16 protein-coding genes and 1 pseudogene are annotated in these 15139 nt (G+C 49.1%); 6 read left to right on the top strand and 11 right to left on the bottom strand.

Annotation, left to right across the window (positions count from 1 at the left end; all coding sequences use genetic code 11):
* The first annotated feature begins 14 nt into the window (after positions 1-14).
* A complete protein-coding gene (locus M977_RS22775) occupies positions 15-1133 on the top strand; it encodes an S-(hydroxymethyl)glutathione dehydrogenase/class III alcohol dehydrogenase (RefSeq protein WP_064519145.1) in 1119 nt (372 codons plus the stop codon).
* A 50-nt stretch (positions 1134-1183) separates the two neighbouring features.
* Here the strand turns inward: M977_RS22775 and M977_RS22770 are convergent, their stop codons facing one another.
* Entirely contained in the window at positions 1184-1486 is a 303-nt protein-coding gene (locus tag M977_RS22770; RefSeq protein ID WP_064519222.1) for a winged helix-turn-helix transcriptional regulator, read from the bottom strand.
* A 170-nt stretch (positions 1487-1656) separates the two neighbouring features.
* Between M977_RS22770 and M977_RS22765 the strand changes: the two genes are divergently transcribed.
* Positions 1657-2400, top strand: a complete 744-nt coding sequence (locus M977_RS22765) for an SDR family oxidoreductase (RefSeq protein WP_064519143.1) — start codon at positions 1657-1659, stop codon at positions 2398-2400.
* Between the two features lie 70 nt (positions 2401-2470).
* Here the strand turns inward: M977_RS22765 and M977_RS22760 are convergent, their stop codons facing one another.
* Positions 2471-2716, bottom strand: a complete 246-nt coding sequence (locus tag M977_RS22760) for a DUF2554 family protein (protein ID WP_064519219.1) — start codon at positions 2714-2716, stop codon at positions 2471-2473.
* A 209-nt stretch (positions 2717-2925) separates the two neighbouring features.
* The gene (locus M977_RS22755) at positions 2926-3255 is read right to left on the bottom strand and encodes an SMR family transporter (protein ID WP_034457061.1); all 330 of its coding nucleotides are present in this window, start codon (positions 3253-3255) and stop codon (positions 2926-2928) included.
* 325 nt (positions 3256-3580) lie between these two features.
* Between M977_RS22755 and nfrB the strand changes: the two genes are divergently transcribed.
* From nfrB to M977_RS22740, 3 genes are read left to right on the top strand one after another with little or no spacing between them, the layout of a single operon-like run.
* Positions 3581-5806 carry a cyclic di-3',5'-guanylate-activated glycosyltransferase NfrB gene (gene nfrB / locus M977_RS22750; RefSeq protein WP_064519141.1) on the top strand — a complete coding sequence of 742 codons (2226 nt, stop codon included), beginning with the start codon at positions 3581-3583 and terminating at the stop codon, positions 5804-5806.
* A complete protein-coding gene (locus M977_RS22745) occupies positions 5803-8583 on the top strand; it encodes an NfrA family protein (RefSeq protein ID WP_064519137.1) in 2781 nt (926 codons plus the stop codon). The genes nfrB and M977_RS22745 overlap by 4 nt, the downstream gene beginning before the upstream one ends.
* Entirely contained in the window at positions 8583-9446 is an 864-nt protein-coding gene (locus tag M977_RS22740) for a DUF4434 domain-containing protein (protein WP_064519135.1), read from the top strand. Before M977_RS22745 ends, M977_RS22740 begins: the two co-directional genes overlap by 1 nt.
* A gap of 44 nt (positions 9447-9490) precedes the next feature.
* Here M977_RS22740 and M977_RS22735 read toward each other — a convergent pair whose 3' ends face one another.
* From M977_RS22735 to M977_RS22715, 5 genes are all read right to left on the bottom strand, one after another.
* Positions 9491-9613, bottom strand: coding sequence for a DUF2474 domain-containing protein (locus M977_RS22735; protein WP_064519133.1), 123 nt, complete (start codon positions 9611-9613; stop codon positions 9491-9493).
* Positions 9613-10626, bottom strand: a complete 1014-nt coding sequence (gene cydB / locus M977_RS22730) for a cytochrome d ubiquinol oxidase subunit II (protein ID WP_064519131.1) — start codon at positions 10624-10626, stop codon at positions 9613-9615. Before cydB ends, M977_RS22735 begins: the two co-directional genes overlap by 1 nt.
* Complete coding sequence (locus M977_RS22725; RefSeq protein ID WP_064519129.1) at positions 10626-12026, bottom strand: cytochrome ubiquinol oxidase subunit I; 1401 nt, start codon at positions 12024-12026, stop codon at positions 10626-10628. Before M977_RS22725 ends, cydB begins: the two co-directional genes overlap by 1 nt.
* A gap of 157 nt (positions 12027-12183) precedes the next feature.
* Complete coding sequence (locus M977_RS22720; RefSeq protein ID WP_064519127.1) at positions 12184-13326, bottom strand: tyrosine-type recombinase/integrase; 1143 nt, start codon at positions 13324-13326, stop codon at positions 12184-12186.
* Positions 13304-13564, bottom strand: a complete 261-nt coding sequence (locus tag M977_RS22715) for a hypothetical protein (protein WP_064519123.1) — start codon at positions 13562-13564, stop codon at positions 13304-13306. Before M977_RS22715 ends, M977_RS22720 begins: the two co-directional genes overlap by 23 nt.
* 57 nt (positions 13565-13621) lie before the next feature.
* Here M977_RS22715 and M977_RS25370 point away from each other — a divergent pair, with 57 nt between their 5' ends.
* The gene (locus M977_RS25370; protein WP_157092121.1) at positions 13622-13882 is read left to right on the top strand and encodes a hypothetical protein; all 261 of its coding nucleotides are present in this window, start codon (positions 13622-13624) and stop codon (positions 13880-13882) included.
* Here M977_RS25370 and M977_RS22710 read toward each other — a convergent pair.
* The 3 genes and pseudogenes from M977_RS22710 to M977_RS25570 form a co-directional block, all read right to left on the bottom strand.
* A complete protein-coding gene (locus M977_RS22710) occupies positions 13857-14075 on the bottom strand; it encodes a DUF1187 family protein (RefSeq protein ID WP_064519121.1) in 219 nt (72 codons plus the stop codon). The genes M977_RS25370 and M977_RS22710 overlap by 26 nt on opposite strands.
* On the bottom strand, positions 14063-14413 hold the full coding sequence (locus M977_RS22705) for an RrF2 family transcriptional regulator (protein WP_064519119.1): 351 nt from the start codon (positions 14411-14413) through the stop codon (positions 14063-14065). Before M977_RS22705 ends, M977_RS22710 begins: the two co-directional genes overlap by 13 nt.
* Positions 14410-15139 (bottom strand): annotated as a pseudogene (locus tag M977_RS25570) (hypothetical protein); the annotation flags it as partial. The gene M977_RS22705 and the pseudogene M977_RS25570, both read right to left, overlap by 4 nt.

The following is a 15139-nucleotide window of genomic DNA, read 5'->3' as shown; positions in this document are numbered from 1 at the left end:
GACGGAAGAAGAACATGAAATCACGTGCAGCTGTTGCATTTGGCCCAGGCAAACCGCTTGAAATCGTAGAAATTGATGTAGCACCGCCACAAAAAGGCGAAGTGCTGGTAAAGATTACCCATACTGGCGTTTGCCATACCGACGCTTTCACCTTATCTGGTGATGATCCTGAAGGCGTGTTCCCGGCAGTGCTGGGCCATGAAGGCGGCGGTATCGTTATGGAAGTGGGCGAGGGTGTTACTAGCCTGAAACCAGGCGATCATGTCATTCCTTTGTACACCGCAGAATGCCGCGAGTGTAAGTTCTGTAAATCAGGAAAAACTAACCTGTGCCAGGCCGTTCGTGCCACTCAGGGTAAAGGTTTGATGCCGGATGGCACCACGCGTTTTTCTTATAATGGCGAACCGATTTACCACTACATGGGCACCAGTACTTTCAGTGAGTACACTGTGGTTGCGGAAATTTCTCTGGCAAAAGTTAACCCGGAAGCACCACTGGATAAAGTGTGCTTGTTAGGTTGTGGCGTCACTACCGGTATCGGCGCGGTGCACAACACGGCGAAAGTAAAAGAGGGCGATACTGTTGCAGTATTTGGCCTGGGCGGTATTGGTCTGGCAGTGATTCAGGGTGCGGTACAGGCGAAAGCCGGGCGTATTCTGGCCATTGACACCAATCCAGAGAAATTCAAACTGGCGACCGAAATGGGTGCGACCGATTGCATCAACCCGAAAGACCACGAAAAGCCGATTCAGGACGTGATTGTCGAACTGACCGACGGCGGCGTGGACTTCAGCTTTGAATGTATAGGCAACGTCAACGTAATGCGTTCCGCGCTGGAATGCTGCCATAAAGGCTGGGGCGAAAGCGTTATCATTGGTGTAGCGGGCGCAGGTCAAGAGATCAAAACTCGTCCGTTCCAGTTAGTAACCGGCCGCGTATGGCGTGGTTCTGCATTTGGTGGAGTGAAAGGGCGTACACAGTTGCCAGGTATGGTGGAAGACGCGATGGTTGGCAAAATCAACCTGGACCCGTTCATCACCCACCGTATGCCGCTTGAACAAATCAATGAAGCCTTCGATTTAATGCATGAAGGTAAATCGATTCGTACTGTTATCCATTTCGGCGATAAGTAACCGTTAAAAACCCCTCACTGATTCTATTTAATAGCGTATCAGTGAGGGGGCTACTCTCTCAACTTCTCACTATTTTCCCGCATCCAGTCTGCTAATGAATCAAGCGTAGGGCGTAGCGACTTTCCTAATTCCGTTATCTGATACTCCACTCTCGGTGGCACTTCTGCGAAGACTTGCCGGGTCAACAATCGTCTGGATTCAAATTGGCGTAGCTGGCGCGTCAACTCTTTTTGAGTAATGGGATGAACCGCACGCTGTAGATCGCTAAAGCGCACCGGCTCATCAATGATTATCAAGCGGTAAAGAATCGGGATTGCCCATTTCCCAGAAATCAGATTCACAAAACTGACCATCGGGCAGCTTTCACCTGCTATTGGCAAGGCCGAAAAATTATTTATCACGTTTGCTCCTGTGAATTGTCAATCCATCCCATCGAGTGCCTTAGTATCCAAACGGTGCCTACTATCCAAAAGATACTATAGCGTAAATAATGCTCTGACTAGTCAATCGCGGGGTAACGGTAATGGGCAGACTTCAAGGTAAATACGCATTAATCACCGGTGGCACTAGCGGTATTGGGTTTGAGACGGCGCGGCAGTTTCTTGCGGAAGGAGCGACGGTTACCATCACCGGACGTAGCGAATCAGGATTATTGGCCGCGAAAGAGCAACTGGGAAATGTACATATCATTCGCAGCGATGCGGGAGATATCGATCAACAACGTGATTTGGCTGAACAGATTGCACAATGGTGCCCGCGTCTCGACGTGTTGTATGTAAATGCCGGTGACGTAACGCATCATCCGCTACAGGAATGGGACGAAAGCAGTTATGACCGATTGATGAATACCAATCTTAAAGGGCCGTTCTTCTTGATTCAGGCGCTATTGCCACTTCTGGCTAACCCATCGTCGATAATTGTCTGTGGTTCCGTGAGTGCACATATTGGTTTGCCACAAAGCAATGCTTATGCGGCCAGCAAAGCCGCAATCCTTTCTCTGGCGCGAACCCTTTCTGGCGAGCTGCACTCGCGAGGAGTTCGGGTGAATGGATTAAGCCCTGGCCCAACTGAAACCCCGGCTTTGGGTAAGCTTGGCAATGGTGCATCGGAGGAAGCACTCCGCGAAGAGATTCGTGCGCTCGTGCCAATAGGTCGTTTGGGTACGGCTCTCGAATTGGCAAAAGCTGCCGTCTTTCTCGCATCCGATGAGTCTGCCTTTATGGTCGGCAGCGAATTATTAATAGATGGTGGGGTGGGCAATTTGTAAGAGCGATTGAAGAGCTCAGTTCGATTTACCACAGTAGATATTCGTTTAAATCGAACTGAGTTATATCGTCTTAAAGTTGATAAGTCCCCGCGCGGCGCTCTTTCACGTGAAAATGCTGCTCACGAAAATCGGCGGCGGAGTCTTCGGCAGCCTGACGGATTTCGTCACTATCAGCCTGATGGCGTAGCAACATGTCAGCACTTTTGACGACCAAATAAAAATGACCATGTGTTTGCGCTGTAGTCTGGCCGGAGAAGAGCGCCGTGCCTATCAGCAACAAAATCATCCCTAATTTTGATCTCAATTGTTTAACCATTACCATCAACCTCATTAACTTGACGGGCACACTGTATAGATAATTCCGTCTAGTTACTATTCAACTTTTAGAAATAAAGCAAAAGAATTGTCAGCAGTGTAAAAGGTTCAATAGTTAAGATTTGGTTTACGAATGGTTAATAATTGATATGCCATGCTGGCAAGCTTTCGTGTTGGAAAAGACCGCAAACATGGCTATAAAAAGAGGGATTAATGCGCGACCGACTTTGAAAACAAGTTAATGACCAACACGCCAATAATGATCAATGCCATACCCGCAATCGCCGGCCAATCGAGTTTCTGCCCCAAAAAAATCCAGCCCACCGCACCGATTAACACAATTCCAGCACCTGACCAGATTGCATAAATAATCCCGGTAGGGATGGTGCGCATGGTTACCGATAGGCAATAAAACGCCACGCCGTAAAACACAATGGTGACCACGCTTGGCCATAAACGGCTAAAGCCTTCGGAGAGTTTCAGTGAAGTGGTCGCAATCACTTCTGCAATAATTGCCACAATCAGCCAGATATAAGTCATGTTTGTTTCTCCCTCACTATTCAGGCCGTCAATGTAAAGATCAAAGCCATTTCTGGCAAGAAATGCCCCTCACTGTTATAGAAAATTCTCATTTTGTTTCCTTGCTGTATATCCTGTAACAGTTGTAAGTGTCAGTTGAAAACACTGGTTTTAGCGTTGATGGTACAATTTCATGGATTGTAAAAAACGTTAATACTAGATTTATATCCTTCCTGGATTTATCTTATTACACTATGATACCGGTAACATTTGAGGCCTTGCTGTAGATGCATCTGACCTCTTGTGGATGGCTGCAACAGGCTTTACGTGACCTTTGGGGTAAAAAATGGACTGGTTTGTTGATTACTTTTCAACGTATCTCTACGGTTTGAAAGTTGTCGCTATTACTCTGGCGATATTGATGTTAATTAGCGGAATTGATGATTTATTTATCGATATTGTTTACTGGGTTCGCCGGGTATGGCGCTCGGTTACGGTATACCGCAAAAATGATTATCTGGACTATAAAGCCCTATATGAGCCGCAAGAAAAAGCGTTGGCTATTATGGTCCCTGCATGGAATGAAACCGGGGTTATCGGTAATATGGCGCGTCTTGCCGCCAGTTCACTGGACTACGAAAACTACCATATCTTTGTAGGGACTTACCCTAATGACCCGGATACGCAACGTGATGTAGATGAAGTCTGCGCACGTTTTCCAAATGTTCATAAAGTGGTATGCGCACGGCCTGGTCCCACCAGCAAAGCAGACTGCCTGAACAACATTCTGGATGCTATTTTACAGTTTGAAAACAGCGCGCGTTTTAATTTCTCCGGTTTTATTCTTCATGACGCAGAAGATGTTATTTCTCCACTCGAATTGCGTCTTTTTAATTATCTGGTTGATAGAAAAGACTTAATTCAGATCCCAGTTTATCCGTTTGAACGCAAATGGACACACTTCACAAGCTTGAGTTATCTGGATGAATTTTCAGAGCTGCATGGTAAAGATGTACCGGTACGTGAGGCCTTAGCGGGGCAGGTACCCAGCGCAGGGGTGGGTACATGTTTTAGCCGCCGTGCGGTTTTGGCGCTATTAGCCGATGGTGACGGCATTGCGTTTGATGTGCAGAGCCTGACGGAAGATTACGATATTGGTTTCCGTCTGCGTCAAAAAGGGATGGAAGAGATTTTTTGTCGCTTCCCGGTTGTTGACGCAAATGACAAATCGGCCAAACCCTTTGGTCAACGTGCCCGAACTGCCAATGTTATCTGCGTGCGCGAATATTTCCCTGACACCTTTGCCACAGCTGTGCGCCAAAAGTCTCGCTGGATAATCGGCATCGTGTTCCAGGGTTTTAAAACTCACCGCTGGAGTTCAAGCCCGGTTCTCAACTATTTCCTGTGGCGCGACCGCAAAGGTGCGATTGCAAACTTTCTCAGTTTCGCGGCAATGCTAGTAATGCTGCAACTGGTTGCCATCATCATTTATCAGCGCATGGTCGATGGGGCATGGCAGTTCTTATCAATATTTGTCGGCGGTACATGGCTGACGATGTTGCTGTGGATTAACTTACTGCTGATGTCTAACCGCATCATTCAACGCATGATATTCGTGACAGGTTATTACGGACTGGGGCAAGGCTTATTGGTATTACCGCGCTTGTTCTGGGGCAACTTGATTAACTTTGTGGCGAACTGGCGGGCGATTAAGCAGGTTATCCAACATGGCGATCCACGTCGCGTGGCATGGGATAAAACTACTCACGATTTCCCGACCGTAAGCGATCAACGCTCTGCTCAACCTCTGGGTTATATCCTGGTGGATTCTGGTGTGATTACCCAGGCTGAACTTGAGGAAGCGCTGCAAAAGCGCATTCCAGGCCTAAAACTGGGCGGAAGTCTGGTGCAATTGGGCTATATCACTGCATATCAGCTTGCTGTTGCGCTGGCAAAACAAGCTGAAGTGCCAATGGAGTCAATCGATCCTCTTGCACTTGATGAATCATTGATTAAGAGCGTTCCTGCAAAAGTGGTGCAGCACCATGCGGTTCTGCCATTGCGCATGGAAGGCGACACCCTTGTTCTGGCTTGTGAAAACTCGATCGATCCGGTTTCGCTGTCGGCGCTGGGCCGCAAACTCGGGCGGAATGTGAGCTACGTTATTGTGCCGCGAGGCCAGGTAGTTATTGGCCTGCGTCATTGGTACGGCGATGAACAATTGACGAAGGAAAAGCAATTGCTCGACTGTGCCGTCAAAGAAAACCTTCTCACGAAAGCGCAGGCTGATGAGATTTGGGACAAATATGTCTCCGGGCAACTTCTGTTTGCTGAAGTGTTGAGTAATGAGTCTCACCTCAATGAAGCTGTTCTGCGAGCTGTTCTATTACGTTATGAACGCAGCGATTTGATGTTCGGCGAGTTTCTGGTGCAAGAAGGGGTAGTGAGTCAACACGTTGTTGATCACGCGCTGGCACAGCAAAAGAGATTGCAACCCTCGTTCAAAGGCCTACTGCAAAAAGCAGGTATCAGCGGATTGCAACAGGCTCGACTATACGGGGAGGCAGGATGAAGATACGTCTAACCCCGCTGGCAGCTCTGGTTTGCGGTGTTTTACTTGCCGTACCAGCTTTGGCTGCTAAGGAAGGAACTAAACAAGATCTGGGACTCAATGATTACCTTTACTTCAAGGTTTATCCGCATATTGAGCGGGCACATGAAGCCTTGAAAGCAAATGATGAAACTCGTGCATTGCGTAGTTTTGAACATGCCCATGCAATGGCCCCCGAGAGTGTGCGCTTGTCGTTATGGCTTGCTGAGGCTTATCGACACTTCGGCCACGATAAGAAAGCTCGGGAATTGCTAGAAACTGAGCTCGCGAAAAGGCCACAAAACGCTGACTTACAGCGCGCACTGGTGGCGATTCCTGTGCCTGCTCCAGAAGTCAAAACCTACGAGCAATTGCTGGCATTCCAGAAAAACTGCGATGCCTCACCGGGCGTTCAGTGTCGCAGTGAAGTAGGCAACTATGCTCTCAAACTCAATCAGTTAGATATTGCCCGAGCGCAGTTGTCTGACACGAAATTCCGTCACTCAAAAGAGGGGCAGCAACTGACGGACAACTACACGCAGCGGGCAATTTTCTTGCAACAGTGGAGTGCAGCAGACCAGGGTTTTGCCCTGTTGGACAGTGAGGCGACACTGACTGACGCACAGTATCAACAATGGTTTGCCATTCTGTTACATATGCAGCGTGACCAACGAATCCTGGATTTGCAAAGCCAGGGAGTGATGAACAGTGCCGGAATGCAACTGGCTTACGCGCAGTCATTGGCTGAGCGTAATGCTCTGACTCAGTTGCGCCGTTATCTCGCAAACCGTAAACCGGTATTTGATTCAGCCATAGAAGAACGTAATTGGATGCGGTTATTGGCAACCTATAGCCAGCAACCAGGGCACACAGTTGCGGGATGGAGCGTTAAACATCCAGAAAACAAACAGTATGTGTTATCGACTTTAGTACCCATCCGCATCCAAAAAGGTGACTGGAAAGGGGCGAACGAACTGCTCAATACCTTCCCGGAAATGCAGGCGCTCGATCAGCGTTTAGCATTAAGTCTGGCGCAGAAAGACACGCAGTCCAGCATGCAGCTCATTAGTAAAATCACGCAAACTCGCGGTTTATCAGCGCAAGAACTGGAAACTGCCAGCTTTCAGCTGGTTTCTATGGGTCAGTGGAAAGCGGCTACAAAATTGCTATTGCGTTACTGGCCATTTACTCAGGCCGGTAAGTTACAGCATTCACTGAGTATACGTTTGTATAGCCAGCTTGCAGCACATCCGGATTGGTTGACCGCCGAAAATAAAGCTCGCCTTGCCAGACCTTTGCCGACCGCCACGCAACGTATGGCACAGGCACGACTATTCCAGGGGCAGGAAAACTGCACGCAGGTGCGAAACATATTAGGTGATTTATCTGCGCAGTATGACGCTGAAAGCTGGTCGCATCTTGCGCAATGCTATCCGGGGCAGCCAGGCCTTGCGCTTTACGCTGCCGAACAAGCGGTTGCGCGTGACCCTTCGCCATTTTACCAACGTCAGGTGGCTTATCTGGCTTACGCTACAGAAGATTACGCACTTGCCAAAGCGAGTTGGGCACAGGTTCCTGCCACAGAAATGGTGGATAACGATGTGCAGGCTGCGGCTCGCAGCGCAAAACTTGCCGGAGACGAGAAGGCCTTTGCCCATTGGCAGAATGTTGCCTCACAGCGTGGAATGTCGGATCTGAAACTGGAATCGACTCCCGTAATGGATGATGCCGCACGTGGTTTTGCACTATTAGCGCAAGGTAAGCATCGCGAAGCCCGCGATGCACTGGAAAAAGCCCGTGAAACCCACACGGACTCGCCAGAGATCTTACGCCAGTTGGTGTATCTCAATGAACGACTGGACGATAAGCCGAAAACTAAGCAGTACAGCGAGCAAGTTGTGGATGACATTGATAACAGCATCACGCCACAACAACAGCTGAGCGACAAACAACAAGAAGACCGTTTTGCGTTCCGCCGAACTCACGAAGATAGCCAACGTCGCTGGACTTTCACCTACGATGGTTCATTCGGTTTAACGCCAGACTCACTTAATAGTGGAGGCAGCAATAACGGGGTTCAGCAGGGGAAAAGTTATCGTAGCTATCAACAATTTGAGGCTGAGTACCGTATCGGTAAAAACCAACTCATCGACGGCGATCAGCTTTCCGTTTACAGCCGTGTGTTTGCAGGTAGCGACAGCAATGGCCAGCAGAACTTTATGCCGGTATATGAGCCAATGTTGGGTGTTGGTGTGCGCTGGAAACCGCTTCGTGACCAGGTTATTTATCTGGCGGCTGAACAACAGATCCCGTTGGATCATCATCACGGCCAGGCTGACGTTATGCTGCGTGCCAGTGCCTCGTTCTTTAACGGCGGTAAATATAGTGATGATTGGCATCCGACAGGAAATGGTTGGATAGCTCAAAATCTCTATCTGGATGCGGCGCACTTTGTTAAAGCGGATTATCAAGTTTATACCGCCGATTACCGCATGAGCTGGCATCAAAAAATCAACGGCAAACAAACTATTGAGCCTTACTGGCATGCCCAGTACAACGCCAGTACTGATACTCCGTATCGTGACAACACCCTTGGTGGTGTCGGTGTGAGACTGAATACCTGGTTTGGGGAGACACACTACAGCGCCTTCCCACACAAAGTCAGTGTTGGGCTTGAGTATCAGCGTGCGTTCTCCGGGCATAACCGCGATACAGACTCCAAAAATAATCTTTTCCTGACTCTGGGAGCTCGCTGGTAATGAAGATCCTATTAACCGCGTTACTGCTGGTTACCCCTTTTGCCAATGCCATGAATGCGGTGATGTATCAGCCACAATTGCGTGATACCACAGTGACTGATGCCCAGTGGCAGAGCGTGTTGAACAAACTCAAAGGGCAGGGAATTGATACCCTGGTATTGCAGTGGAGCCGCTACGATAATGCGTTTCGCGATGGTGAATCTCGCGCCTGGCTTGAACATAAAGCGCAACTAACCACTACCAACGGTATGAAGCTCGTTATCGGCCTTGCTGCAGACGGTCAATTTTTCGAACGGCAAAAACAGCCGCTCCCCGCGCTAGAAAATTATCTCAATCGCTTACGTGCTGATGATGTTGCGGTAGCAAAACGTTGGGTAGACGTACTGGGTGAAAAGTCGATTGCGGGTTGGTATATCAGTAGTGAACTCGATGACCTGCGCTGGCGTGACCCGCAAATGCAGCAAGCAGCGCTTAGCTGGCTGAGTAAAACCCGTCTGTCATTGGCGGCGGTTGCTGATAAACCCGTTGCTGTGAGTAGCTTCTTTGCCGGAAATATGACACCTGACTCTTACCGTAAATGGGTAACAACCCTTAGTCATAGTGGCGTAAAAGTGTGGGTGCAGGATGGAGCGGGAACGCAAATGCTGACTGCTGCTGAACGGGCGCTGTACCTGAAAGCACCGTCTGCGGGGAAAGTTATCGAACTGTTCCGTCAGGATAAACAGGCCAAAACTTTTAAAGCGACCCCTGCACCATCGGAGTATCAGCAAAAATGGCTTGCGACACCTGTCCCGCCGGGGCAGGACAGAGTCTACTTCTCATTGCGTTATATGAGTGTGGCAAGCGGTGTGTTAGCCATCTAAAAATCAATGTCGGATATGCGTAAACGTTATCCGACATTTTTATCTCAGGACTTAAACCCGGCGGCTGTCATTAACAGCCGAAATCCCATCCCCACAGCGGTCAAAGCCAAAACACTCGCGCCCCATAACGCCACCATCCATAACAAACGGATCCCGGTCTGTTTCATCAGTGATACCCCTCGCCATGTTGTACTTTTCCGCGAAAAACGTAGTAGCTCCAGAAGGTGTAAACCAAAATGATCGGGATAATAAACAGCGCGCCGACCAGCATAAAGCCCTGGCTTTGCGGTGGCGCTGCGGCCTGCCAAAGCGTAATTGACGGCGGAATGAGATAGGGCCAGATACTGATTCCCAGTCCGCTAAAGCCTAAGAAAATCAGCCCCAGCGTCAGCAAAAACGGTGTGCTATGCCAGCTTTCCTCAGAACCGACTGCTTTCCATAACCAGATGCTGCACAACACCACCAGGAGGGGGACCGGCAACAGGAAGTACAGATTCGGCACGCTAAACCAGCGGGCTGCGATTTGCGGATGAGCAAGTGGCGTCCAGATACTGATAATTGCGATAATAGCCAACATCATCACCAGCAGTGGCTTTACGGCTTTACGCATGGTTTTAAGCAATGGATCTTCGCTTTTCATGACCAGCCAACTCGCCCCCAGTAGCGCATACGCCACCACCAGACCAACTCCACAGAACAGATTAAACGGTGTAATCCAGTCCAGTTGCGAGCCACCAAAGGTGCGCCCGATGACCGGGAAGCCGGAAATTACCGCCCCAACCACAATGCCCTGGCAAAACGTCGCCACTATTGAGCCACCAATAAACGCTTTATCCCAGAAAGGCCGATGCGCAGGCGTTGCTTTAAAGCGAAACTCGAATGCCACACCACGAAAAATCAGGCCGATGAGCATTAACGTTAACGGAATGGTGAGTGCATCAATAATAACGGCGTACGCGAGAGGAAACGCCCCAAATAATGCAGCTCCCCCGAGAACCAGCCAGGTTTCGTTGCCGTCCCAAACGGGAGCCACGCTGTTCACCATCACATCGCGGTCATCTGCATCACGAACAAACGGAAACAGAATGCCGATGCCGAGATCAAAACCATCCATCACAATGTACATAAGTGTTGCGAAGACAATAATGACAAACCAGATAACTGACAGATCGACGCCCATTAACGTAACTCCTCTAATGATTGAGTTGCCGCAGAGAGCGGACGAGAAGGTGTGCCGTGCGAAGGAGGTGTATCGTCGTTAAACGGTTGTGGCCCTTTCTTAATTTGGCGGATCATATAGCTATACCCCACGCCAAATACCGACATATAGACCACAAAGAAGGTCAGAAGGCTGATGCTCATCTGCAAGTTGCCGTGTGCTGAAACAGCATCTTTAGTGCGCAGTAGACCATATACAACCCAAGGCTGGCGTCCCACTTCTGTCGTGACCCAACCGGCCAGAATAGCAATGAGCCCGGATGGCCCCATCCACATCATAAAGCGCAGGAAGGTGCGGTTCTCGTATAAACGATGGCGATAGCGCAGCCACAAACTCATCACGCCCGCCAGAATCATCAACATGCCCAGGCCTGCCATAATACGGAACGACCAGAACACTATCGTTGAGTTTGGGCGGTCTTCTTTTGGGAACTCTTTTAGCGCAGGAACTTGCTTATCCAGGCTATGGGTAAGGATCAGGCTGCCAAGTGCCGGGATCTCAAGACCAAAGCGCGTGCGCTCTTGCTCCATATCTGGCCAGCCAAATAGCAGTAGCGGGGTTGGCTCCCCGGGTACATTCTCCCAATGGCCTTCAATAGCGGCAATTTTGGCAGGCTGGTGTTTCAGGGTATTAAGTCCGTGCATATCGCCAATCATGGCTTGCAGAGGCGCAACAATTAACGCCATCCAAAGCGCCATTGAAAACATGGTTTTAATGGCTGGGCTTTTGTTGCCACGCAGCAAATGCCAGGCTGCCGATGCACCAACAAAAAAGGCACTACTGAGGAATGCGGCTACCGACATATGCAACAGGCGGTAAGGGAAGGAGGGGTTAAATACCACCGCGAACCAGTCCACCGGCACCACCTGGCCGTTGTGAATTTCAAACCCTTGCGGCGTTTGCATCCAGCTATTAGAGGCCAGAATCCAGAAGGTCGAGATAAGTGTACCCAGTGCCACCATACAGGTGGCAAAGAAATGAAGCCCAGGCCCGACACGTTTCCAGCCAAATAACATCACGCCCAGGAACCCGGCTTCCAGGAAAAATGCCGTCAGCACTTCATAGGTCAAAAGCGGCCCGGTGATGCTGCCCGCAAATTGAGAAAAACCACTCCAGTTAGTGCCGAACTGATAGGCCATTACCAGCCCGGACACCACGCCCATGCCGAAGTTAACAGCGAAGATCTTTGACCAGAAATCGTATAGCGAACGATAAGTCGGATTTTTAGATTTCAGCCATAACCCTTCTAGCACTGCCAGATAGCTGGCAAGCCCGATAGTAATGGCAGGGAAAATAATGTGGAAGGAGACAGTAAATGCAAACTGAATTCTTGCCAGATGAAAAGCGTCTAAACCGAACATGCAGTACTCCGCATAAAAATTGATTCGATTCGATTGTAAGCCGCGTCACATCTGGGTTGTAGAAACAGACTCTCAGCATAAAGCTATAACAGTTTTACCCCTTCCAAAACCTTTCCCCAAAACTCCCCCAAAACTCTTCCCCAAAATTGCGTATAAATCACACTGCGATGTACGCCCATCCATCATCACGTTCGTCATGATACAGCTGTGTCATTGCGGCGGTTTTATGGCCCAGCAATTTTTGTGTATTGATACCTTGTTTTTCGTATAAGCGCTCAGCAAGTGATCGCTGCTCATGAAATGAAACTGGTGTTCTCCCCTCCGGCGTGATGATGCCAGCATCCTCTCGACAACGTGCAAACATGGTGCTCGCAGTTGCTTTATTAATGGTCTTCCCAGCTTTTGCCCTTGAAGTCGCCCCGCAATGATGGACTAGGTAAGGACTTAAAGCGTGATCACGGCATCCGTTTATAACATCTTCTAATGTTAGCCCTGCAGCCTCACAGCGAAGCGATAAGGGAAGGGCGATCTTACTGCCGGTTTTACCCTGCACCACGAATAAATAACCGTCTTTTACATCCTTAAATTGCATGTGAAGAATGTCCGATAGTCGCTGCCCGGTTACCAATGCTAGACGAAGGGCGTTGAAAGCCCATGGAGAATAACGAACTCTTGCTGCTTCGAGTATTTTTAGCCAATCTTCTATTTGTAAGCGCGCGCGAGTAACTTCAACTTTAGGTTTACGAGTGGACTGTACGGGGTTAAATCCTGGAGGAACCTCACCAGCGAACTGGGCTTCCTTAAAAATATCCGTCCAGCTCGAGCGAAGATGTTTAGCCATACTTTTTTTCCCCTCATCGATGTACTCTTCCAGGATTGCAGCCATCTCTCTGGAGCCAACACTTGCTAACGGAGTATTGGCTATACGCGAGCACAGAATATTTGCTGCTCGCTTACGCTCATACGCACTTGCGTTTGAAATCTCACCTTTGGCATTCCTTTTCTCAACGATCGAATTATATTTCTCTACCCAATCCTTAAATCTCAATCCAACAGGTTGAGGATTTTTTTGCCTCCTCCGGGCTATATCAATAAGAGCGTAACTTTGCTCTACCTGCTGCTCCGCAAATATACGGTTCAGCTCAATTGCTGCCGTCTTTGCTATCGTTTCATCCGTTCCAAAGCTTAGCCACTTCAGGGTAAGCGGGTCTTTATACTGCCAATAGACTTTGTTGTTTCGTTTATCGAGTTTCACATAAAGGTTTTCGATATCGATGTTATGTTTGCGAGGAGCGCCCATTAATGGTTCTCTCAACCAATGATTTAACTTTGTCCGGCAAGTTACGGGAAATTTTAATTTTCCCGACGCAACCAATGAAAACGGCATCTTCATCAACCACCCATCTTTTTCCGTCTTTTTTGGCTGGTGGTGAAATCTGCCCTGTTTTTGCCAGGTGATTCAAACGGGATTGTTTTTGTGGGTACCCAAATCCATTAGGGCCATTCGCCCAATCCTGTATGAGAATGGTTTTTGCCATGGTCACTTAACCTCATGACCGGCCTGTACTGTAATTAACAGGCCGGGTGAAAACTGATTGCTGAAAATCACTGTATTTAACGATGTCCGGGTATCGTTACCGCCAGCCACTACCGATCCCATTTCTGCCTGGTGCATGCCCTATATGGAATTTGTGGCAGAACTGACAGCGGTAGGCTCGCATTTGCCCCTGGTGGCCATAACGACGGTGAAGCATCTTTATCGCTATAAACGCACCTGCCAGAGTAGGGTGTTGCATCTTTCCATCGCATTGCTTACGACGCAGTCGGCGCTTACTGGACATTTTTGCCACGCTTAGGCTTGCGCTCTGACTCAATGGCGATGCATTCAAAATTTGTCACTGAGACGCACACCTCAGCGGTTTTCCCGACCTCTTTACCCCGGGAAAATCTCTTCTCACACTGTCTGCTGGTGAGCGGTTCTTTCGAGTTACAAGTCCAGGCAACAGGCAGTCCACCAGACTTCAGGATGGTTGCAGTTATTTTGTACATGATGCTTCCACTCCTTTACCCAGATCACTCAATGCAACGTGCTTAAGTCGACGCTGTATTTCGTCAAACAGCCCAAAACCCTGACGACCCGTTTCGGTGCCAATGGCTGTTAAAATGTCACCGACGGTAATGTCATGCAGTGGGCGGGAAAGACGATAGCCACCACCCGGACCCCGAACAGACTCAATAAGTTTCGCCCCGCGCAGTTTTGTAGCCAATTGCTCCAGGTAACTGACCGATAAGTTGATCTCTACAGAGATACTGGCGAGGGTATGAACTTCATCTGTTAGCGCCAGTAGTAAAGCCAGTGCGGCATCGTGCTTAGATGCTATTCTCATTCGCTCACCCCCGGAGCCATTCCTTCGTTGCGGATTGCCTCACAAGCAACTTCGTGGGCCTGATAAGCGATATCTTCCGCATCACGCATTGCATAAGCAGGATTGGCACACAAACCCTGAATGGCGGCGGCCGTTAATTGCTGATAGCGGATGAAGTCTGGAGTAGTTGTTGTCTCTGGTACCGGGCGTGGCTTCACCTTAATAACGGGTTTCTTGATGAGTGCCGGCGCGGATAATTCTGTGCGCAATTCCGTAATAGCATCCAGGGTAACTATCTGGCGCTTTGCTTCATTATCAGACCAGGAATCAAGAATGCTGGTGGTCACGTGATGAATTTCTTCGTCGCTGAAATCAGGCGACAGGCAGAATTCTGTTGCTGCGATGTCAGCAAGAAGAAGAGGGAATATTTCAGAGATAAGATGGCCAGTGCAGGTAACGACACCTTCAGCTTCTTCTTTCCCCATAACGTCAGTGCAACCAGAAAGCAGGGCGTTAATAGCGTGGCTGATTTCAATCTCCCGGTCGCTCATCAACACACGGGTATATTCAGGACCTACTTCCTGCGTCGGTTCGCCAGCACCAGCTGCATTTTCTGCCAGCTTGCCATCTTCTGAGCTGCCAGTGACCAGAACATCTGCTGTGTTCTGCGGGCTCTGTTCGGTCGCATCTTCATTGTTGTCTGTTACCTGTAATTTTATGCCACACGCTGCAGCGACAATTTCGGCT

It is taken from the genome of Buttiauxella gaviniae ATCC 51604 (genome assembly GCF_001654835.1).
In the GTDB taxonomy this organism is placed as follows: Bacteria; Pseudomonadota; Gammaproteobacteria; order Enterobacterales; family Enterobacteriaceae; genus Buttiauxella; species Buttiauxella gaviniae.
The sequence above is the reverse complement of the archived record's forward strand: the minus strand, read 5'-3'. Positions and strand labels throughout refer to the sequence as shown.